Genomic DNA, 20,850 nt, shown 5'->3' with positions numbered 1-20,850 from the left:
CTGTTTTCCTGGAGAACCTCAATGTTGCCAAAGCCGTCTGGCTGGATGCGTCTGGCCCTGCTTGCAGGACTTGGTCTGTCGTCGCTTGCTGCCAGCGCGGCGGACCCCGTGAAAATCGGCTTGCTCGAAGATGCTTCGGGCAACTTCGCGCTTGCGACCATCCCGAAGATCCACGCGACGCAACTCGCCGTCGATGAAATCAACGCAAAGGGCGGCATTCTCGGGCGCCCCATCACGTTGATCGCGTATGACACGCAGTCCGACAATACGAAGTTCCAGGAGCTTGCACGGCGGCTCGTTCAGACCGACAAACCCGACGTGATTTTCGGCGCGTTTTCCAGCGCGTCGCGCGAGGCCATTCGTCCGATCATGGACCGCGCCAAGCAACTCTATTTCTACGATAACCAGTACGAAGGCGGCGTCTGCGACAGCACCACATTCGTCACGGGCGCCGTTCCCGAACAGCAGTTCTCGACCTTGCTGCCGTGGATGATGCAGAAGTTCGGCAAGAAGGTGTACACCATCGCGGCCGACTATAACTTCGGCCAGATCTCGGCGGAATGGGTGCGCAATATCGTCAAGGAAAATGGCGGCACGATGGTCGGCGAGGAATTCATTCCGCTTTCTGTTTCGCAGTTCGGCCAGACCATTCAGAACATTCAGAAGGCCAAGCCCGACTTCGTCGTGACCCTGCTGGTGGGCGCCAATCAGGCTTCTTATTACGAGCAGCAAGCGTCCGCGCATCTGAACTTGCCGATGGCGAGTTCGGTCAACGTGGGCCAGGCCTACGAGCACAAGCGCTTCAAACCGCCCGCGCTCAAGGACATGTACGTGACGGCGAATTATGTCGAGGAAGTCGATACCCCCGCGAGCAACGACTTCAAGAAGCGCTTCCACGCCAAGTTCCCGAACGAGCCGTATATCAACCAGGAAGCGGCCAACGCTTACGACGCCATCTATCTGTACAAGGCGGCGGCTGAAAAGGCCAAGACCACTGATCAGGCGGCGGTGCAGAAGGCGCTGGAAAGCGGCATCTGCACGGAAGGCGCGCAGGGCAAGGTGTGTATCGATCCGAAGAGCCATCACGTGAGCCACACGATCTACCTCGTGCATGTGAAGGACGATCACTCGGTCGACATTCCGAAAGTATGGGACGACGTGCAGCCTTACTGGCTCGGCAAGGTCGGCTGCGATCTGCCGAATAAGCCGGATCATCGTCAGTACACGCCGACGAATCTGCCGAAGAAGTCGTAAGTTGAGGAAACGGCGCGCCGCTCGTCACGAGCGAAACGCGCCGGCAACCTGGGTGACGCATTCATGGCCACGGTGTCCGTACTTTATTCGCTCGTTTATCAGTTCGGCGACAGCTTCGCTTATCTCGTGCTCGCAGCGCTCGGTCTTGCCGTGATCTTCGGCATGATGGGGGTGATCAATCTTGCGCATGGCGAGTTCATCATGTGCGGCGCGTATGTGACGATCATCGCGGCGAAGCGCGGCGTGCCCTTACCGCTCGCGATGCTGCTCGGCGCGATCGCCGCTGCGATAGCGGGCGTCGTCATCGAACGTCTGGTGATACGTCATCTCTACGACCGTCTCTTCGATTCGGTGGTCGCGACGTGGGCCATCAGCCTTATCGTGCAACAGACCATGCTGCTGGTCGCCGGGCCGTCGATAGAAGGCATCGGCACGCCGTTCGGATCGTTCTATGTCGGCGAATACTCGTTCTCGGTGTATCGCGCCGTCCTGCCGGTGATCGCGCTCGTGATTCTGTTCGCGTTGTACCTCCTGTTCTTCAAGACCAACTATGGCGTCTGCGCACGGGCCACCATACAGAACGCGAACATCGCGCAATGTCTCGGCTTGCGCACGGACCGGCTCTACACGCTGACTTTCGCGCTCGGTGCGGGGCTCGCGGGGCTGACCGGCGCGCTCTATGCACCGACCATGACCGCCGTGCCCACGATGGGCAGCAACTTCATCGTGCAGGCTTTCGTCTCGGTGGTGGTCGGCGGCGCCAACGTCATTGCGGGCACCACGCCTGCCGCTGCCGTGCTCGCGGTGATACAGACGGCGCTCACTGCATCGTATGGTCAGTTGTTCGGGCAGATCGGCTTGCTGGTGACGGTGATCGTCGTCATCCGGCTGATGCCGCAAGGCCTCGGCAATCTGTTCACCCGCTTGCGTTAGGAGCCTCGTGTGAACAAATCAATCGCATTGAAGTGTCTGCCGTGGCTCGTCGCATTTTGCTTGCCGATGGTGATCGACGCCACCGCAAGCGGCAATCTCGCCTACTGTCTCGTGTGGGCTTTCAGCGCGGTCGGACTTGCGGCGATGTGGGGCCACGGCGGCATTCTCTCGTTCGGACAGACCGCGTTCTTCGGGCTTTCGGGCTATACGTATGGCGTTTTTACGCTCAACTTCGGCGACTACTGGTATCAGTCGTGGCTCGGCGTGATCGTCGGCTTGCTGGTGAGCGTCGTGGTGGCCGCGTTGATCGGCTACATGATCTTCTACGGGCGCATCAAGGGTGTGTTCATCGGCATCGTGACCTTGTCGGTCACGCTCGTGCTCGAAACGTTCATGGCGCAGACGGCGGGGCCGCAATGGACCATCGGACAGGCGCCGCTCAACGGCTACAACGGCATGGGCGGCATGCCGCAGCTCACCATTCCGTGGCCCGGCGGCACGCTCACGCTGGAGAACGCGAGCTTCTATTACCTCGTGCTGGTATTGCTGCTGATCGTGTATGCGATCACTAAACGCCTGCTCGACGGAACCTTCGGACTCACGCTCGTCGCGATCCGCGAGAACCCGCAGCGCGCGGAAATGCTGGGCGTGGATATCCGCCGGCATCAGTGGATGATCTTCGTATTCGGCTCCACGCTCGGCGGCCTGTCCGGTGCGCTCTATACGATCTGGGGGTCCTATATCACGCCATCGACGATGGGACTCACCGCAGCCGCAATGCCCGTCATCTGGGTGGCTACCGCGGGCAGGCAGAGCATCGGCGGCGCGATCATCGGCACTGCATTCCTCGTGTGGCTCTCGCAGAACCTCGCGGTGTACGGCAGCCAGTACGCGCTCATTCTGATGGGTGCGATCCTGCTGATCGTCGTGCTCGCGGCGCCCGAAGGCTTGCTGCCATCGTCGGCGAAGTTGCTGCGACGACTCTTCGAACGCGACCGGACGCATTCGCATGGCGCGATCAATGCGCACAAGGAGAGCAAATCTTGACGGCCTTACTCGAAACGCGCGCGCTCAAGAAGCACTTCGGCGGCGCGCACGTGATCAACGGTATCGACTTTCAGATCGACGCGGGCGAGATACGTTGCGTGATCGGTCCCAATGGCGCGGGCAAGAGCACGTTCTTCAAGCTCATCACCGGTGAACATAGACCATCGGACGGCAGCGTGTATTTTCTCGGCCGCGACATGAACCATGTGTTGCCGCATGAGCGCATACGCATGGGCATGAGCATCAAGTTTCAGATACCCGGCGTGTTCCCGGACCTCACCGTGCGCCAGCATCTGCAACTGTCGCTGCATCGCGCGAAAGATGACAGGCCCGAGAGCATCGACGAACTCTTGCAGCGCTTCTTGCTCGCGCAGGAAGAGCATATACCGGCGCGCAATCTTTCGCACGGCAAGAAGCAATGGCTTGAAATAGCGATGGCCGTATCGCTGCGCCCGAAGCTGCTCTTTCTCGATGAACCCGTGGCCGGCATGTCGGTGGAAGAGACGCACGCGACCGGCGAACTCATCAAGCAACTACGCGACGATGGTCTCACGATGATGGTCGTCGAACACGACATGACCTTCGTAAAGCAGATCGCAACGCGCGTGAGCGTGCTGCACGGCGGACGCCTTCTCGCCGATGGTCCGCTCGATGAAATCCTCGCGCGCGACGATGTTGCCGAGGTTTATCTGGGGAAGAAGCAATGAGCGCCTTCTTCGAAGTATCGGGCGTGGAAGGCGGCTATGGCGGCGGACGCGTGTTGAATAGCGTGTCCTTCGGCATAGAACGCGGCGAAGTGCTCGCAATGATCGGCCGCAACGGCGTGGGCAAGACCACGTTGATGCGCGCGTTGATCGGACTCGTGCCGTTGAGCGCGGGAAGCATTGCGCTCGATGGCGTCGAGCTCGGGCATGCGAAGCCTTACGTGCGAGCGCAGCAAGGCATCGGTTATGTGCCGCAAGGGCGCGAGATATTCGGCATGTTGACCGTGGCCGAGAACCTGCAGGTCGGTGCACAGGCCAATCGCGCGCAGGCTGCCGAAATGAAGGCAAAAGTCGTCGAGTACTTTCCGATTCTCAAGGCGCGTTACCGGCAAAGGGCGGGCACCATGAGCGGCGGCGAACAACAGCAACTGGCGATTGCGCGCGCGTTGATCAGCGCGCCCAAGGTGTTGTTGCTCGATGAGCCGTCCGAGGGCATTCAACCGTCGATCGTCACGCTCATCGGCGACACCATTCAACGGATTGCGCGGGAGGCGCGTATCGGCGTATTGCTGGTCGAGCAGGACATGGGCATGGTAGAGCGCATTGCGTCGCGCTGCTGCGTGATGGACAAGGGCCGCATAGTCGATACCCTGAGCCCGGCGCAACTCGGAGACGAACAACTGATTCGCCAGTATCTGGCACTGTGAAGGAGCATCGGACATGAAATGGCTTGAAGATTCGATCATGATGAAACGTGGCGTCGGCGCGAGCCGCGAGCCGGTTGAGCACCATCTCACGGAAGAGTTGCAGCAGACGTTCCACTACACCATCGGTCCTTATTCGCAACCGGTGCTGCATGTGAAACCGGGCGACCGTATCGTGGTTGAAACGCGCGATGCCTTCGAAGGCAAGATCAAGGAAGAGACCGACAAGCCGTCCGAACTGCTGACCGTGCCGTTTCTCAATCCGCAGAACGGACCCGTCATGATAGAAGGCGCGGAGAAGGGCGACGTGGTGGCCGTGTACATCGAAAAGATGTCGCCGCGCGGTGACGACCCGCACGGCTTCTGCTGCATGATCCCCAACTTCGGCGGCCTCACGGGCACGGACTACACGGCGCTTCTCAACGAGCCGCTGCCCGAGATCGTGCGCAAGATCAAGATCGACGAAGAGAACGTCTATTGGAGCAAGCGCAATACGTTGCCGTACAAGCCGCATATCGGCACCTTGAGTCTTTCGCCGGAGATCGACTCCATCAACTCGCTCACGCCGGATTCGCACGGCGGCAACATGGATGTGCCCGACATGGGGCCAGGCAGCATCACCTACTTGCCGGTGCGCTCGCCAGGCGGACGGCTTTTTATCGGCGATGCGCACGCCTGCCAGGGCGATGGCGAAGTGTGCGGCACGGCGGTGGAGTATCGAAGCACGACGACGGTGCGCGTCGATCTCATCAAGGGCTGGAAGATCGATTGGCCGCGACTCGAAAACGAAGACGCGCTGATGAGTATCGGTAGTGCGCGTCCGTTGGAAGACGCCACGCGCATTGCGTACCGTGAGCTCGTGTTGTGGATGGCCGCCGAATATGGTTTCGACAAGTGGGATGCATATATGATGCTGAGTCAGGTAGGCAAGGTTCGGCTCGGCAACTTCGTCGATCCGAAATACACGGTGGGCGCCATGGTCGCGAAGCGCTACCTGAAATAACACTCAAATAAAGGCGTGCGACGCTCGAGTTCACGCGTTGCGCGTCCGTACATTTCCGGTGAGCGTGTCACGCTATGGCTTTGTCCGATCCCATCAAAGTGGGCCTGCTTTCTTCCACGAGCGGCGCGACTGCACTGCTCGAACGTTCGCAATGGCGCGGGGCGGCGCTTGCAATGGCCGAGATCAACGCGTGCGGTGGCATTGGCGGGCGCGAACTCGTGGCGGTTCATTACGATCCCGCGTCCGACCCGGCGGCATTCAGAGAGCGGGCGGAATGGCTCATCATGAAAGACGGCGTGAACGTGATCTTCGGCGGTTACACGTCCACGAGCCGCAAGGCCATGTTGCCGGTGGTCGAGAAGCACAATCGTCTGCTCATTTATTCGCAGCAGTATGAAGGCTTCGAGTATTCGGACAACATCATTTATAGCGGGGCATCGCCGAATCAGAATGGCGTGCAGTTGGCCGACTTCATGACGGAGACGTTCGGTGCGCGTGTGTATATGGTCGGCTCGCGCTATGTCTATCCGTATGAGTGCAACCGCACGATGCAGGAGTTGCTGTTGCAGCATCCGGAAGGCGCGATTCTCGGTGAACGTTATCTTCCGCTCGATGTATCGCGCGAGCCGTTCGCCGAAGTCATCGCGGACATCAAACGCAAATCGCCCGACTGGATTTTTTGCACGCTGATCGGCGCCACGGTGCCGTATCTCTACGAAGCCTATGCGCGCGCCGGCCTCGATCCCGCGGTGATGCCCATTGCCAGCCTCAACACGTCCGAGACCGAGATTCATGCAATGGAACGAGGAATCGCACAAGGACACTACACGGCCGCGCCTTATTTTCAAAGCATCGATACGCCGGAGAATCACGCCGCCGTACGTCATCATCAGACGCGCTTTGGCGCCGATACACCCACCGACATGAACTGGGAGGCTGCGTACTATCAGATGCACATGTTCGCCGAAGCCTGCGCGCGCGCGGGCTCGGACGAGATCGGCACGATCATGCCGCATCTGCTCGGCGCGGAGTATGCGGCGCCGCAGGGACGCGTGCGTATCGACCCGGTGAATCATCATATGGCGTTGTATCCGCGTATTGGCCGCGCGAATGAAGACGGTCACTTCAGCGTGTTGCGCGAGTCGAAGATCGCGGTCGCGCCCGATCCTTATATGACGCATCAGACGCTTGGCGATTGGGTGACCAAGCTGAGCTTGCGGGACTACTGACGTGAGCACGCGAGGCGACAGAGGACAGCGCAGTCTGACCGGCTCCATTCTGGAGCGCACTCCGCGCGTGATCGTCGTGCATCCGGACGATGACGACGGCCTCACGTTGACGAGCCATTTGCGACGCATTGGCTTCGAGGTCGAACGCGTATGGCCGCCCACGGATGTGCTGCCCGATCACGTGGATCTCGTGTTTCGCGCGTTGCGGCCCGACGAACGCGCGCCGCAGGACGAATGGCTCGGTCCCGACGCGCCGCCGCTCATCTGCGTCATCGGCTACGAGAACCCGACGTTTATCGATCAGGCCATCAAGATGGGATCGGACGGCATCATCACCACGCCCATACGCGCGTCAGGCTTGTTGTCGGCCATCGTCATGGCGCTCTATCACGCACGACGCGCGCGTCAACATACGCAGCGTATTGCGAAGCTCGAACAGAAGCTGCTCGACAGTCGGCATTTAAGCGAGGCGAAGAGCATCCTCATGCTCATGCATCAGATCAGCGAGAGTCAGGCTTACGACATGCTCAGGGCGCAGGCGATGGAAAAGCGCGTGACTATCGACGATATCTGTCACTCGGTCATTCAAGCGGGCGAAGTGCTGCAGCTCAAACGCTGCGCCGCGCCCGGAGAGGAAAGTTAGGCACAGGAGCCACGGACATGGACTTGCAACTCAAGGGATTGAAAGCGATCGTCACGGGCGGGACCAAGGGCATTGGCCTTGCCATTGCACAGACGCTGGCGAAGGAGGGCGCGGATGTCGCCATCTGTGCGCGCGATGCGGCAAGCGTGGCAAGCACAGCGGATGCGCTCGCGGAACTGAGCGGTGCGCGTTCGCTGGGCGCAGCCGTCGATGTCGCCGACGGCGCGGCGCTCGAGACCTGGGTGCAAAGCGTTGGAGAGGACTGGGGCGGTATCGATATCATCGTCGCCAATGTGAGCGCGCTCGCTATCGGCAACGACATCGAATCGTGGCGCAAGGAGTTCGAGACCGACTTGCTCGGCACGGTTCATCTCGTCAATTCCGCCATGCCCTACCTCGAACAGAGCGCGGCTGCGTCTATCGTGGCCATTTCCAGCGTGTCGGGACGCGAGATCGATTTCGCGGCGGGACCGTATGGTGTTTTCAAGGCGGCGCTCGTTCACTACATGCAGGGGCTTGCGAATCAGCTTGCCGCGAAGGGCATTCGCGCGAACACGGTGTCGCCCGGCAATGTGTACTTCGAAGGCGGCGTGTGGGACTGGATCGAGCATAACGATCCCGAGCTCTTCGCCAAGGCGCTCGCGTTGAACCCGACAGGACGTATGGCAAAGCCGCAGGAGATCGCGAACGCCGTTGCGTTCATCGCGAGTCCGGCGGCGAGTTTCGTGAGCGGCGCCAACTTCGTCGTCGATGGCGCGCTCACTCGCGGCGTGCAGCTTTGAGCGGCACAGCGGCCCTTACATTGGGTTCGCGGCGACGAAGTTCTTGAACGCCGTGTACTTCGGCTTGATGGTTCTGCCGTCGTTCTGCATCAGGCCGTAGGGACCTTCGCCGCCCACCGGGTCGTCATACAGCTCGTAAGTCTGGATGGACTGGATGTTGTATTGCCTCGCGAGCAGCACGAACTCCGCCATCATCAGGTTGCCGACCAGATAGTTCGCGGTTTGCGTGTCCGTGCCATAGCTCGGGCGCACACCGAATTCGTTGATCCAGATGGGCTTGTTGAACTGCGCGAGCGCCGCGAGCACGTTGTGGCATCCGGTGCCGCCGCAAGCGTTCACGATGTCGCCCTGATCCGAATACCAGTGCCATGCGGTGATGTCCCAGCTGACGATGGGGTGATTCGTGGTGCCGTCGGGTTGCGTGCCGTTGGCGAGCATCTGATCGAAGCCGTAGTGCATCCACGCGCCGCCGCCCATGACGATCTTGCCCGCCGTATCGACGGACTTCACGCCCGCGATCATGCCGCGGATCACGCCGCGTGCAATCTGAAACTTCGCGTTGTCGTAGTGCTGCGGATAGATGCCGTCCACGTTTCCGGTGAGGCATAGCGCTTCGAGCTCGTTGCTGACTTCATAGTACGGGTAGCGATATGCGGCCGCCGTCTGCTGACCGAGCGTGAAGGCCGCGTTATAGGCATCGGCTTCGCTGCTGTAGTTCAGGTCCATCAGCATGACGGGGTAGACGGTCACGCCGCCCGCGGCCATCGTCGTTGCAATGCCGGCGAGCTTGGTCGCACCATACGCGCTGAACACTTCGTTGCGATACATCTTCACGCCTAGATCCTGCAACTGCGAGAGTTGCAGCGCGGGGCTCGATATGTCGTAGGCGCCGCCTTCGTTGTTGTGGCCGTTCGCGCCATAGAAGATCGACTGCACGGTCACGGGCGTGACGGGCGTGACGATCGTGCCGGAAGCGGGGGAGCCTGATGACGCCGGAGGGTTGTTTGCAGCGGGCGGGACAATGGGCGTTACGGGCGTTATAGGCGTTACGGGCGCTGCGGGCGCCGTGGGCGCGATGACGGTCGTGTCGTTGCTGCTGGTCGAGTTGCTGCCGCTGACCGTATGCGCGGACGACGTCGTGTCGCTCGTGGATGCCGTCGTCGTCGTCGTGGTCGCGGCCGAAGCCGATGCAGCGCCGTTTTGGGTCGTGGTCGTGGTTGTCGTCGTCGCTGCGGAGCCGGACGAGTTAGTGCCTGCCGCCGAGGTGCTCGACGCTTCCTTTGCATCGCCTCCGCCACCGCCGCCGCCACATGCCGCGAGAACGAGGCTCGCGGCGAGCGCTGCTGCAAGCTTGATCGCGCTTGGCGCGGTAAAACGGGTTGCAGAGAAAAGAGGCGCGGTCGTCATAACGATACAGAATCCCTTAAAGAAGGCGTGATCATCCGCACGGACCAGACGCAACGGAAGTTAGTCATCCGTATAAACGCAAATCGAGGACGAGCGAAGCCGTCCGACACGAAGATCGGTGCTGGACCACTAAAGCGGTATCACGTCAGCCTGCGTCTTCAACGACGCGCGGCCCTGGGCGGCGAGCGTCGGACAATCGTTTGCCTCGAAGCTCGCGTTTGAGAAAAGCTTTAAAAGTCGCTTGAACCGATGTTGCAAGAACGACCGATCGTCCTATAAGCATCGCTGCAACAAGTACGTTATCGGCGCGGCAGTGGCGAACTTTAGGCATTCAGGGAACGATGACAACGAAGTCCATCACGCCGGTTTCAAAGTCCAAAAAAACCAAACCCCGCTGGGCCATCGGCCGAACGGGGTTTCGTCGTTGCACTTGCTCATTGCTCACTTCCTGACCATTGCGCTCAGGCCTGCATTACGGCTACAGCGGGAAAACGTGCTGCGCTTTGTTGCGATAAAGATGACGCGTTGGTTTCAGACAACTTCTGTTTGCAACTGCTTCAAGCGAACCTTGGCTTGGCTGCGCTTCGGTCAAGGTAGGTAGGTGAGGCCGTGTGTTCAGCACTCGCCGGGTCCGCTTTCGTGCGGTGCGTTGATCAGCACCACGGAACAAAGTTTAATGCGCGTGCTCGCCTTTCAATCGGTGAAGGTGATGCCTTTTCGACTTTCTGTTCGGCGCATATGCGGCACTCAAGTCCAGCGAGATACGGCCGTCTGATCGACGCCGCGCAACTAACCGCCGAATCCTGGCGCCCCGGCCTTCGCTGACGCCATCCTAGGGACAACCCGCATTGTTCTGACGGCCATTTGATTGATACCGTCCAAATCATACGTATGATATAGAGACATGAAATGCCGACTTTGCATAGTCAAGTGCTCAACGAGATGGGCGAACAGATTTGCTCCGGCAAATTCGCGCCCGGCGACATCCTGCCTGCCGAGACAGAACTCGCGGAGCAGATGCAGGTGAGCCGCATCACTATCCGCGAGACGATGAAGTCGTTGTCGGCGAAGGGCATGCTTCAGGTGCGCCGCCGCCACGGCACCATCGTGCTGCCGCGCGCGCAGTGGCAGCTTTTCGATCCCGACGTCATCACGTGGCGCGCACGCGCAGGCGCAATCGACGACGCGCTCATTCAGGACCTGATGGAGTTGCGGCTCATCATTGAACCGAATGCCGCGAAGCTCGCCGCGAAACGGGCGACCGCGCAGGACCGCAAGGACATTCGACGCGCATTCAAGGCAATGGAGCGGGCTGTCGCGGGCCAGGGCGAATACGTTCCCGCCGACCTTGCTTTTCACGGCGCGATTCTCACCGCTTGCCATAACCAGTTTATCCAGCAGATGCAGAACGCGCTGTCGGCCATCCTGCGCACGAGTTTCGAACTGAGCTCGGAGATCGCGGGCGGTCCCGCGCGTTCGTTGCCGATGCACGAAGCGCTCTGCGTCGCAATCGAACAGGGCGATACCGCCGCCGCCGAGCGCGCGGTGCTTACGCTCATCGAGCGGGCGGAGAAGGACTTCGACGATCGCGCCGCGATGACGCGCACGCTCAACGACAAGCCGCTTTGAACCTGCAACGCGAAACGATTCAACCGAGGACTTACGCATGACACAGTTGTTCGACTTGAGCGGCCGCACCGCGCTCGTAACGGGATCGGCGCGCGGCATCGGCTTTGCGCTGGCGGAAGGCCTGGCGCAAGCGGGCGCGGGCATCATCGTGAACGGCACGCGGGCCGACACCGTCGATGAAGCCGTGCGCCGTCTGCGCGAACGGGGCGCCACGGCGCAAGGCCGTGCATTCGATGTCACCGATGAAACCGCGGTCGCCGCCGCCTTCGAGGCGTGGGACGCCGAAGGCGTCGAGGTCGATATCCTCGTGAATAACGCGGGCATCCAGTTTCGCAAGCCGCTCGTCGAACTCGCGCTCGCGGACTGGCAACGCGTGATCGACACCAATCTCACGAGCGCGTTCATCGTCGCGAAGGAAGCGGCGCGGCGCATGATCGCGCGCGGCAAGGGTGGCAAGGTCATCAACATCGGGTCGCTGACGAGCGAAGGCGCGCGCGCCACCGTCGCGCCTTATACAGCGGCCAAGGGCGGCGTGAAGATGCTCACGCGCGCCATGAGCGCCGAATGGGCCGCGTTCGATATTCAGGCGAACGCCATCGGCCCTGGCTACATCCTCACCGACATGAATCAGGCGCTCGTCGATAACGTGCAGTTCGACGCATGGGTCAAGGCAAGCAATCCGTCGCAACGCTGGGGCAAGCCCGAGGAACTCGTCGGCACGGCGGTGTATCTCGCGTCGCCTGCATCGAGCTATGTGAACGGCCAGATCATTTATGTCGATGGCGGTTGGCTCGCCGTGCTTTGAAGTATCACCATGAATCTTGGAGACAACATGGATAGCGTCAAAACGGTGGCACCGCAAAGATGGTGGTATCTCATGCCCATCATCTTCATCACATACAGTCTTGCGTATCTGGATCGCGCGAATTACGGCTTCGCGGCTGCGGCGGGCATCGACCGCGATCTCGGCATCACGCATGCGACGTCGTCGCTCATCGGCTCGCTGTTCTTTCTCGGATACTGCTTGTTTCAAGTGCCCGGCGCGATCTACGCGCAAAAGAACAGCGTCAAGAAACTCATCTTCATCAGCCTCGTGCTCTGGGGCGTGTGCGCCGCGTTGACGGGCATGGTGAGCAATATCCCGATGCTGATGGTGCTGCGCTTCGTGCTCGGCATCGTCGAGGCGGCGGTGATGCCTTCCATGCTCATGTACATCAGCCGCTGGTTCACGCGCACCGAACGCTCGCGCGCGAACACGTTCCTCATTCTCGGCAACCCCGTGACGGTGCTGTGGATGTCGGTGGTTTCGGGCTATCTCGTGAAGAGCTTCGGCTGGCGCGAGATGTTCATCATCGAAGGCGTGCCGGCTATTGCATGGGCCGTGGTGTGGTCGTTCACGGTGAAGGACCGTCCCTCCGAAGTCACCTGGATGAGCGACGCCGAGAAAGCCGAACTGCAAGCGCGTCTCGTCTCGGAACAGGCGCACATCGCACCCGTGCGCGATTACAAGTCGGCGTTTCGGTCGTCCATCGTGCTCAAGTGCTGCGCCATCCATGCGCTGTGGAGTATCGGCGTGTACGGCTTCATCATGTGGCTGCCGTCCATTCTGAAGGCGGCTTCGACCATCGACATCGTGTCGGTCGGCTGGCTCGCGGCGGTGCCTTATCTCGCGGCCATCATCCTGATGCTGCTGGCATCGTGGCTCTCCGACAAGACGCGTAATCGCAAGCTCTTCGTGTGGCCGCTGCTGCTTATCGGAACGATCGCGTTCGTCGGCTCCTATCTCGTCGGCAGCTCCAACTTCTGGCTCTCGTTCGGCTTGCTCGTGATCGCGGGTGGCACCATGTACGCGCCCTACGGACCGTTCTTCGCGCTCGTGCCGGAGCTCATTCCGAGCAACGTGCTTGGCGGGGCGATCGGACTCATCAATGCGTGCGGCGCACTCGGCGCGTTCTGCGGTTCGTGGGTCGTCGGCTATCTGAATGGCGCGACGGGCAGTCCGTCCGCATCGTATGTGTTCATGGCTGCGGCGCTCTTCGCTTCGGTCGTGCTGATGATGCTCGTGCCCGCCACCACCGGTGAACGTTCCACGCCCAAGGGAGGCGCGGGCAAGTCCACGCCTTCCGTTCTTGCAAAGTAACCTCATGGCCATCCTCATCACCGATGTCAAAGTCATACTGACCGCGCCGGAAGGCATTAATCTGCTCGTCGTGAAGGTCGAGACGAATCAGGACGGTCTCCATGGGCTCGGCTGCGCGACCTTCGCCTACCGGCATCTCGCGGTCAAATGTCTGATCGAAGAATACTTGCGGCCGCTGCTCATCGGGCGCGATGCGCAAGCTATCGAAGAGCAATGGCAGCTCATGCATCAAAACGCTTACTGGCGTAACGGGCCGATAGAGAACAACGCGATCTCCGGCATCGACATGGCCTTGTGGGACATCAAGGGCAAGCTCGCGAACATGCCGCTCTATCAGCTTTTCGGTGGCAAGGTGCGCGAAGGCGTGCCGATCTATCGTCATGCGGATGGTCGCGATCTCAACGAACTCTGCGAGAACATTCAGCGATATCGCGAGCAAGGCATCACGCATATTCGCTGTCAAAGCGGTGGTTATGGCGGCGGCGGTTTTGGCAAGGCACCGCAGAGCGCACCGCGCGGCGCGCCCGATGGCATCTATCTCGACAGCCGCAAATATATTCGCGATACGCTGAAGCTCTTCGATGGAATTCGCAGCAAGATCGGTTTCGATGTCGCGCTGTGCCACGACGTGCACGAGCGCCTGAAGCCAGTGGAAGCAATTCGCTTCGCACGCGAGCTGGAACCGTATGAACTTTTCTTTCTCGAAGATGCGATCGCGCTGGAAGAAGGCGAATGGATGCGCCAACTACGCGCGAAGACCACGACGCCGCTCGCGCAAGGCGAGTTGTTCAACAACCCTTATGAATGGCGTTTTCTGATCACTGAACGGTTGATCGATTTCGTGCGCGTGCATCTGAGTCAGATAGGCGGCATCACGGCGGGACGCAAGCTGCAGATTTTCGCGGAGCAGTTCGGCGTGCGCACGGCATGGCACGGTCCAGGCGATATGTCGCCGCTCGCGCATGCGGCGAATATTCATATCGATCTGGCGTCGCGTAATTTCGGCGTGCAGGAATGGTCGGGCACGGAACCGCCCAACTTCGTGATCCAGAATCTGAAAGGGCCGCGTGCCGCCTTGCTCGATGTGTTCCCCGGCCTGCCGGAGTTTCGCGACGGCTACGTTCATGCGAACGACAAGCCAGGCTTGGGCGTCGATATCGACGAGAAGGAAGCCGCGAAATATCCCTGCGAGGCCGCCGTTACCGTATGGACGCAAACGCGCCTCATGGACGGCGGCCTGCAAACGCCTTGAAGCTAACTCAAGGCGCGGCGTTGCTGCATCGGTTGATACGCTTCGCCAGCCTTGAAGCGGTCGAGGCGCTCGCTTGCCGTCGTCAGGGCGGCGAGCGTGGCGCGCTGCAACTGATGATCGTACAAGGAGACGATTGCCGCGATCTGCTCGAATGCTTCCGGCGCAAGGGTCCACGTGCCGGATTCGCGGCCGCCATCGAATACTTCGGCCATGATGCGGTCCGCGGCCATCAGCGCGTCGTGGGAGAAGTCGCCGTGACCCGCTTCGGACAGGAAGCGCGCGAGCAGCATCGCTTCGGTGATCTGCTGGGCGGGTGCGATGTCGGTGGCGCCGGCACGCAGCGCTTGCAATGACAGATGCACTTGCAACGCGAGTTCGTTGGCTACCGCGCGAGGAATCGGCAGCAGTTGCGCTTTGGACAGCCGCGCGCGCGAAGCCTGCGGCGAACGCTGAAAAGGAAGGGTGCGTGACATGCGTATAAGCGAAAGAAGCGCCGTCGTGGTTGACTTCTCTCGTTAACGTTCGTCCCACGCGTTTTCTGAAGGGTTGTTTTGGCGTAAGCGTGCAAATTCTTCGAGGATCGCAATGGCGCGCTCGCACTGCGCCGCGTCCAGCGAGTGGATGGACGGTTTTACCGTATCGGCGCCGATTTGCTGCGCGAGCCACTTCAGGCCCTTTGCGCGGGCTTCGAAAATATTGCACGCGTCGCGGCGCACTTTTGCCTGGGCGAGCGGTTCGAGGGCAGCGTGTAGTTTTGTCTTCAGATCGCGTAAAGCGGCATCGGCCAGACGCCCGAGCGGAACCTGGCGCGTGCTGCGCGGGAAAACACCGATCCACGCCTGACAAGGCGCACAGACCCAGAGCGGGCCGTGATCGTCGCGATACGGGTAGATTTCATCGTCCGAGCGAACAAGCGTCGCGGGCGCGCCGCAATAGTCGCAATCGGGATGAGGCAGAGGTTTGACCGGGCGGCCGACTCGCATTGTTGAATAAGTCGAGGGACGGAAGCGGCCAATATATCAAACGCAAACTGCGAAACGAAACGATGCCGGCAAGTGAGCGCGAAGCTCTCGTGCCGGCATCAAACCTCTACTTGCAGGGAGCGGCTCAAGGCTCACTCCTGGAGGCATTTAGCGACTTAGCGCTGGTCCTTCTTCACTTCTTCCTTGACGTCGCCGTATTGCTTGCGAGCTTCGCCGGCGCCTTGCTGGACCTGACCCTTCACTTGCTGGGCGGTGTCGCCAGTCATCTTGCCGACCGCCTCATTCGCCTTGCCCTTCACCTTTTCGGCGGTACCCTTAACTTGATCCTTGTTCATGGTGAACCTCCTTGAATGGTTGCGTGGGACGGTTTGCCTCCACGAATATCCTTATCGCAAAACACGGGCCTGCCCTGCGAACGATCGGTCGTTTTTCATTCGTGCCACACTACACTGCAAATTCAACTGAAAGAGGAGACTTTCGGCGTATGGCAAGAACCAACGAGTACCAACAAGCTATCGGCGATGCCGTGACCGACTGGAAAACGCGCGAGCGGCCCGCGCGAATCGTCGTCGAAGGCACGCACTGCAAGATCGTGCCGCTCGATGTCGACGCACATGCGCAGGATCTTTTCCACGCGTACAGCGAGCCGAGCGACTGGACCTATCTGTTCACCGGTCCGTTCAAGGAGTTTGCGGCGTTTCGCACGTATTTGACACAAGCGGCGGCATCGGCCGATCCGTTGCACTACGCCGTCATCGATAAATCCAGCGGCAAGGCAGTCGGGACGTTCGCGCTGATGCGCATCGAGCCGGTTCATGGCGTGATCGAAGTGGGCAGCGTGACGTTTTCGCCGCTGCTCAAGCAAACGCGCATCTCGACCGAAGCGCAGTATCTGCTGATGCGCTACGTGTTCGAAGCCCTGCAATACCGGCGCTACGAATGGAAATGCGACAGCCTGAACGCGCCATCGCGCAAGACGGCGCTGCGACTCGGCTTCGAGTTCGAAGGCATCTTCAGGCAAGCTATCGTGTACAAGGGGCGTAACCGCGATACCGCGTGGTATTCGATCATCGATAAAGACTGGCCCACGGTGCGCGCCGCATTCGAACGCTGGCTCGCCGACGACAACTTCGACGCCGACGGCAAGCAACGCGCATCGCTTGCGAGCTTGAGAGTCAACGCATCTGAATGACAGGCGCGAGAAAATTGCGCACGTAAGGCAGCCAGATCGGAATGGCCGCGCGGGACGCGAACATTCCGTGACCGTTTTCACCGTAGGGCGGCTCCATCACGAACTGACCTTTGCCGCCTGCTTGCTGGAATGCGTTGAACCAGCTTCGCGTGTAGTCCGGGCCGAAGTACTGATCGTTCTCGACATAGTGCCAAAGCACCGGCACGCGCACGGTGCCCGCGAAGTGCGTGATCGCTCTTAGCATGTTGTCCGGGGCGCACGGCACGGTTGGATGCCTCGCCGGATCGCCGCCGCGTCCGCCCGAGAAGTTGAGCACCGCTATCACGCCGGGCGGATCGAAGCTCGCCGCCGCCAGCGAAGAAAACCCGCCCGCAGATTGCCCCGCCAGCACGATCCGGTTGCCGTCCACTTGCGGCTGGGTCTTCGCATACGCGATGGTCGCGAGAATGTCCTGTGCGGCTGCATTGCCGGATGCTTCGTAGTCGGCAGTGGCGCACTTGCCGGTGCTCTCGGCATACGTGCCGCCCGTCGCGCCATAGCCTCGGCGAATCGGCACGATCACGGCGAAACCCATTTCCACGAAAGTACGAATCTGCGGAATCAGCCGATAACGCCCGGTCTTCACGCGATTGAGCGGATCGGGCGGACTGCCGTGACTCAGCACGATGAGCGGAAACGGCCCCGCGCCATCCGGCTGATAGAGCGTCGCGACCAGCTCACGGCGCGAGTCGCCGAACAAGCCTTTCTCGATCATCGGAACCTGCACGACGGTTTCATGCAAATCGGCGGCGAGGCTTTCGGGTTCGTCCGCGCGCGCGACGGAGACGGCGGCAAGCGCGACAAACACAAGGGCTGAAAGGCGCATGAGCGGAGTTCGAGCGTCTGGGTGATGCGCAATGTATCAGATCGTCTCCTTAGTTAATCACCCATCGGTGAATTCGTTTATCACCGCGCCGTCACTTTTCTAAGCCAGGAAAATTGGTTTGGCCTCGGCATGCGGGCTCTTATTCTTTTTGTTCTGCGACGACGCGTCTCTCCAGTGCTCGTTCCATCCAACCGGCGCGGCCACGCGCTGCATCTCAGAGCGTCCATGGCAACGGTTCAATTGCATAGCGTCATCAAGCGCTACGACGGCGCACCGGTCGTCGATGCGGTCTCGCTTTCCGTGCGCGACGGCGAATTCCTTACCTTGCTCGGCCCGAGCGGATGCGGCAAGACGACGTGTCTCCGCATGGTTGCGGGCTTCGTCACGCCGGATGCGGGCTCGGTCCATATCGGCGGCGAGGATGTGACGCAGGTTCCGGCTCATCGGCGCAATACGGGCATGGTGTTTCAACAGTACGCGCTGTTTCCGCATCTGACGGTCGCGCAGAATCTCGCCTTCGGTCTACGCGTGCGCAAGCTGCCGGGCAAGGAGATCAAACGGCGCGCCACCGAAGCGCTCGACCGCGTGCGCCTTTCGGGTTATGCGGATCGTTACCCGGACCAGCTATCGGGCGGGCAGAAGCAGCGTGTCGCGCTGGCGAGGGCGCTCGTCATCAATCCGCGCGTGCTGTTGCTCGACGAACCGCTCGGCGCGCTCGATCAGAAACTGCGCGAGGAATTGCAGGCGGAGATCAAGCGCATTCAGCGCGAAGTGGGCATCACGACCATCTTCGTCACGCACGATCAGAGCGAGGCGCTGAGTCTTTCGGATCGCATCGTCGTGATGCGGCAGGGCGGTATCAGTCAGATTGGCTCGCCGCAGGAACTGTACGACCGGCCGGTGGATCGATACGTCGCGAGTTTCATCGGCAAGATCAATCTCGTCACGGTGACGGCAGGCGCGCTCGGCGCCGATGGCCGCTTGCGCGTGCAAAGCCGCCAGACGGCCGAACCATTCGATGTCGATCTCGCCGGCGGCGCAGCGCCCGCGCCCGGCGAACCGCTGTTGCTCGCGTTGCGGCCGGAGCGCATTCAGATCGGCACGGGTTTGCCGAACCGCGTGCAGGGCCGCGTGGAACTCGCCACGTATGCGGGCGACGGCTGGTATCTCGAAGTCCGCACGCAGGCAAGCGAGCCGCTCATCGTGCGCACGTCGGGCCGCGCGGCACCCGCCGCTGGCGATGCCGTCACGCTCGGCTGGCACCACGGCGATGCCGTCCTCTTGCGCGACGAGGCCGCCACATGAGCAACGATGCCTTGCTGACAGGCGGCGATCTCGCCGCGACGCCTGCGCCGCTTTCGGCGACGAAGCGCAGGGGCGCCGCCTACGGCGCGCTCGCCTTGCCGGGACTGGCGTTTCTTGGCGTGTTCTTCGTCGCGCCTATTGGCTATCTGCTGATCTTGTCGCTGCACGGCGGCGGCTCGATGGGCCGTGTCGACGACACATGGACGCTTTCCAACTACGCGCGCTTTCTCTCCGATGCGTACTACCTCCAGATCCTGCTCGACACGCTCGTCTTCGGCGCATTGACGGCGATCATCTGCGCGGTGTTCGGCTTTCCGTTCAGCTATTACCTTGCGCGCACGCGTTCGCGCTGGCGCACGCCGCTTTTGTTCGTGACGGTGTTGCCGTTGCTCATCAGCGCCGTGATCCGCAATCTCGGCTGGATTCCGGTGCTTACCGAACACGGCATGCTCAATACGCTCTTGCTGGGTTCCGGTGTGGTGAAGGAACCCGTGCAGTGGATCTTCAACTACACCGGCGCGCTCATCGGCATGGTGCACGTGGAGTTTCCCTTCATGGTGCTGATGCTGACGAGCGCCATCCGCAAGATCGATCCCGCGCTCGAGGAAGCCGCCATCAATCTCGGCGCGACGCCTTTTCTGGCGTTCGTGCGCGTGGTCTTGCCGCTGTGCCGGCCGGGACTGGCGGCGGGCGCGTCGATGGTCTTCATGGCCGCGATCAGCGCGCTCGTCACGCCGGGCATTCTCGGCGGGCATCGGGTGATGTTCATGGCGCTCTACATCGATCAGCAGATGCACGGCGTGCTGAACTACACGGTCGGCTCGACCGCCGCCATCCTGACGATGATCGCCGCGCTCGCATCGATGCTGCTCGCCGTGCGAATGAGCGGAGCGCGGACATGAGTACCCAAGCGAGTACGTCGTCCGTCGTGTGGCATCGCGATGCCGCATCGAGCGCGTTGAAATGGCTGCTGCGTATCGCGACCTTCGCGGTGCCCGTGTTTTTGCTGCTGCCGTTTATCGGCATCGTCAGTGCTTCGTTTTCGAAGAGCGGCGCGCTCGCGTTTCCGCCGAGCGACTGGACGCTCCACTGGTATCGCTCGATCTCGCCGGACTATTACGCTGCGCTTCGCTACAGCGTCGCGCTGGGCACGGCGACGACCGCGCTCGCCACGCTCGTCGGTGTGCCGCTTTCGTTGTCGATCGTGCGCGGACGTTATGCGGGGCGCGGCATCGTGAATGCGCTATGCGTTGCGCCGCTGGGCGTGCCGACTATCGTCATTGCGGTGGCGGGCTTCAAGTTCTTCATGCTCGCCGCCGACTGGCACGACATCGGACTCAACGGAACGAGCGCGGCCATCGTGCTGATGCAGGCCGTGTTCACCTTGCCGCTCGTCGTGCGCTCGGTGGTCGCGAGCTTCGCGCACTACGACAATGCGCTCGATGAAGCCGCGCAGAACCTTGGCGCCACGCCTTGGCAAGTGTTTTGGCGCGTGACCGTGCCACTTGTTTTGCCCGGCGTGATCGCGGGAATGCTGTTCGCCTTCGTGCTTTCGTTCGACGACGTGGTGGTCGCATGGTTCATGGGCGACCCGAGCCGTCCGACCTTGCCCGTCAAGCTCTTCAACGCGATGGAAGTGGAGTTCGATAACGCGGTCACCGCGCTGTCCACGCTGATCATTGCGTTCTGGGCCGCGCTCGCGTTGCTGCTCAATCGTTTCTTCCGTCTCGAACGTCTCTTTTCGCGGCGTTGAGCCTTCTCCTTCTTTCCTCACGAGG

General features: G+C 61.1%; 22 protein-coding genes and 1 pseudogene. 18 read left to right on the top strand and 5 right to left on the bottom strand.

From position 1 onward, the window contains the following. The first annotated feature begins 21 nt into the window (after positions 1-21). The 9 genes from NCR40_RS28145 to NCR40_RS28105 all read left to right on the top strand — a co-directional run bounded on the left by NCR40_RS28145 (position 22) and on the right by NCR40_RS28105 (position 8,299). Positions 22-1,254: an urea ABC transporter substrate-binding protein gene (locus tag NCR40_RS28145; protein ID WP_244831072.1), complete on the top strand. Its 1,233-nt coding sequence runs from the start codon at positions 22-24 to the stop codon at positions 1,252-1,254. Positions 1,255-1,317: 63 nt separating this feature from the next. Next, positions 1,318-2,187 (top strand): ABC transporter permease subunit, encoded by an 870-nt coding sequence (locus NCR40_RS28140; RefSeq protein WP_244831073.1) that lies wholly within the window; start codon positions 1,318-1,320, stop codon positions 2,185-2,187. A 66-nt stretch (positions 2,188-2,253) separates the two neighbouring features. Beyond that, positions 2,254-3,234, top strand: a complete 981-nt coding sequence (locus NCR40_RS28135) for a branched-chain amino acid ABC transporter permease (protein ID WP_250511420.1) — start codon at positions 2,254-2,256, stop codon at positions 3,232-3,234. Beyond that, positions 3,231-3,941, top strand: coding sequence for an ABC transporter ATP-binding protein (locus tag NCR40_RS28130; protein WP_250511388.1), 711 nt, complete (start codon positions 3,231-3,233; stop codon positions 3,939-3,941). Before NCR40_RS28135 ends, NCR40_RS28130 begins: the two co-directional genes overlap by 4 nt. Then, positions 3,938-4,645, top strand: a complete 708-nt coding sequence (locus NCR40_RS28125; protein WP_250493838.1) for an ABC transporter ATP-binding protein — start codon at positions 3,938-3,940, stop codon at positions 4,643-4,645. Before NCR40_RS28130 ends, NCR40_RS28125 begins: the two co-directional genes overlap by 4 nt. 13 nt (positions 4,646-4,658) lie before the next feature. Next, positions 4,659-5,645 (top strand): acetamidase/formamidase family protein, encoded by a 987-nt coding sequence (locus tag NCR40_RS28120; RefSeq protein ID WP_250467791.1) that lies wholly within the window; start codon positions 4,659-4,661, stop codon positions 5,643-5,645. Between the two features lie 74 nt (positions 5,646-5,719). Then, positions 5,720-6,874: a transporter substrate-binding domain-containing protein gene (locus NCR40_RS28115; RefSeq protein WP_244831077.1), complete on the top strand. Its 1,155-nt coding sequence runs from the start codon at positions 5,720-5,722 to the stop codon at positions 6,872-6,874. A 1-nt stretch (position 6,875) separates the two neighbouring features. Then, the gene (locus tag NCR40_RS28110) at positions 6,876-7,517 is read left to right on the top strand and encodes an ANTAR domain-containing response regulator (protein ID WP_250511387.1); all 642 of its coding nucleotides are present in this window, start codon (positions 6,876-6,878) and stop codon (positions 7,515-7,517) included. A 17-nt stretch (positions 7,518-7,534) separates the two neighbouring features. Continuing rightward, positions 7,535-8,299 carry an SDR family NAD(P)-dependent oxidoreductase gene (locus NCR40_RS28105; protein ID WP_250493840.1) on the top strand — a complete coding sequence of 255 codons (765 nt, stop codon included), beginning with the start codon at positions 7,535-7,537 and terminating at the stop codon, positions 8,297-8,299. 15 nt (positions 8,300-8,314) lie between these two features. Here the strand turns inward: NCR40_RS28105 and NCR40_RS28100 are convergent, their stop codons facing one another. Then, positions 8,315-9,241: a glycosyl hydrolase gene (locus NCR40_RS28100; protein WP_250511386.1), complete on the bottom strand. Its 927-nt coding sequence runs from the start codon at positions 9,239-9,241 to the stop codon at positions 8,315-8,317. A 4-nt stretch (positions 9,242-9,245) separates the two neighbouring features. Between NCR40_RS28100 and NCR40_RS28095 the strand changes: the two genes are divergently transcribed. From NCR40_RS28095 to NCR40_RS28075, 5 genes are all read left to right on the top strand, one after another. Continuing rightward, complete coding sequence (locus NCR40_RS28095) at positions 9,246-9,737, top strand: hypothetical protein (RefSeq protein ID WP_250511385.1); 492 nt, start codon at positions 9,246-9,248, stop codon at positions 9,735-9,737. An 878-nt stretch (positions 9,738-10,615) separates the two neighbouring features. Beyond that, the gene (locus tag NCR40_RS28090; protein WP_244831081.1) at positions 10,616-11,335 is read left to right on the top strand and encodes a FadR/GntR family transcriptional regulator; all 720 of its coding nucleotides are present in this window, start codon (positions 10,616-10,618) and stop codon (positions 11,333-11,335) included. Positions 11,336-11,372: 37 nt separating this feature from the next. Further along, the gene (locus tag NCR40_RS28085) at positions 11,373-12,140 is read left to right on the top strand and encodes an SDR family oxidoreductase (protein ID WP_244831082.1); all 768 of its coding nucleotides are present in this window, start codon (positions 11,373-11,375) and stop codon (positions 12,138-12,140) included. A 27-nt stretch (positions 12,141-12,167) separates the two neighbouring features. Further along, on the top strand, positions 12,168-13,475 hold the full coding sequence (locus NCR40_RS28080) for an MFS transporter (RefSeq protein ID WP_250511384.1): 1,308 nt from the start codon (positions 12,168-12,170) through the stop codon (positions 13,473-13,475). A 4-nt stretch (positions 13,476-13,479) separates the two neighbouring features. Continuing rightward, positions 13,480-14,727, top strand: coding sequence for an enolase C-terminal domain-like protein (locus NCR40_RS28075; protein WP_250493842.1), 1,248 nt, complete (start codon positions 13,480-13,482; stop codon positions 14,725-14,727). Positions 14,728-14,729: 2 nt separating this feature from the next. On the opposite strand, the gene NCR40_RS28070 is transcribed toward NCR40_RS28075, so the two are convergent. The 3 genes from NCR40_RS28070 to NCR40_RS28060 form a co-directional block, all read right to left on the bottom strand. Beyond that, positions 14,730-15,200 carry a hypothetical protein gene (locus NCR40_RS28070; protein WP_244831085.1) on the bottom strand — a complete coding sequence of 157 codons (471 nt, stop codon included), beginning with the start codon at positions 15,198-15,200 and terminating at the stop codon, positions 14,730-14,732. Between the two features lie 42 nt (positions 15,201-15,242). Then, the gene (locus NCR40_RS28065) at positions 15,243-15,710 is read right to left on the bottom strand and encodes a zinc-finger-containing protein (protein WP_250511383.1); all 468 of its coding nucleotides are present in this window, start codon (positions 15,708-15,710) and stop codon (positions 15,243-15,245) included. 155 nt (positions 15,711-15,865) lie between these two features. After that, positions 15,866-16,045, bottom strand: a complete 180-nt coding sequence (locus NCR40_RS28060) for a CsbD family protein (protein WP_244831087.1) — start codon at positions 16,043-16,045, stop codon at positions 15,866-15,868. A gap of 149 nt (positions 16,046-16,194) precedes the next feature. Here NCR40_RS28060 and NCR40_RS28055 point away from each other — a divergent pair. Beyond that, positions 16,195-16,884: pseudogene (locus tag NCR40_RS28055) on the top strand (GNAT family N-acetyltransferase); the annotation flags it as partial. A 1-nt stretch (position 16,885) separates the two neighbouring features. Here the strand turns inward: NCR40_RS28055 and NCR40_RS28050 are convergent. After that, entirely contained in the window at positions 16,886-17,767 is an 882-nt protein-coding gene (locus tag NCR40_RS28050) for an alpha/beta hydrolase family protein (RefSeq protein ID WP_250511382.1), read from the bottom strand. A gap of 225 nt (positions 17,768-17,992) precedes the next feature. On the opposite strand from NCR40_RS28050, the gene NCR40_RS28045 reads away from it, so the two are divergent. The 3 genes from NCR40_RS28045 to NCR40_RS28035 are packed head-to-tail and all read left to right on the top strand — an operon-like array spanning position 17,993 to position 20,825. Then, positions 17,993-19,072, top strand: a complete 1,080-nt coding sequence (locus NCR40_RS28045) for an ABC transporter ATP-binding protein (RefSeq protein ID WP_250511381.1) — start codon at positions 17,993-17,995, stop codon at positions 19,070-19,072. Continuing rightward, positions 19,069-19,974 carry an ABC transporter permease gene (locus NCR40_RS28040; RefSeq protein ID WP_250511380.1) on the top strand — a complete coding sequence of 302 codons (906 nt, stop codon included), beginning with the start codon at positions 19,069-19,071 and terminating at the stop codon, positions 19,972-19,974. Before NCR40_RS28045 ends, NCR40_RS28040 begins: the two co-directional genes overlap by 4 nt. Beyond that, positions 19,971-20,825: an ABC transporter permease gene (locus tag NCR40_RS28035; protein WP_250511379.1), complete on the top strand. Its 855-nt coding sequence runs from the start codon at positions 19,971-19,973 to the stop codon at positions 20,823-20,825. The genes NCR40_RS28040 and NCR40_RS28035 overlap by 4 nt, the downstream gene beginning before the upstream one ends. Positions 20,826-20,850: the final 25 nt, after the last annotated feature.

The sequence above is a fragment of the Caballeronia sp. GACF4 genome (genome assembly GCF_023631025.1).
GTDB lineage: Bacteria > Pseudomonadota > Gammaproteobacteria > Burkholderiales > Burkholderiaceae > Caballeronia.
The sequence above is the reverse complement of the archived record's forward strand: the minus strand, read 5'-3'. Positions and strand labels throughout refer to the sequence as shown.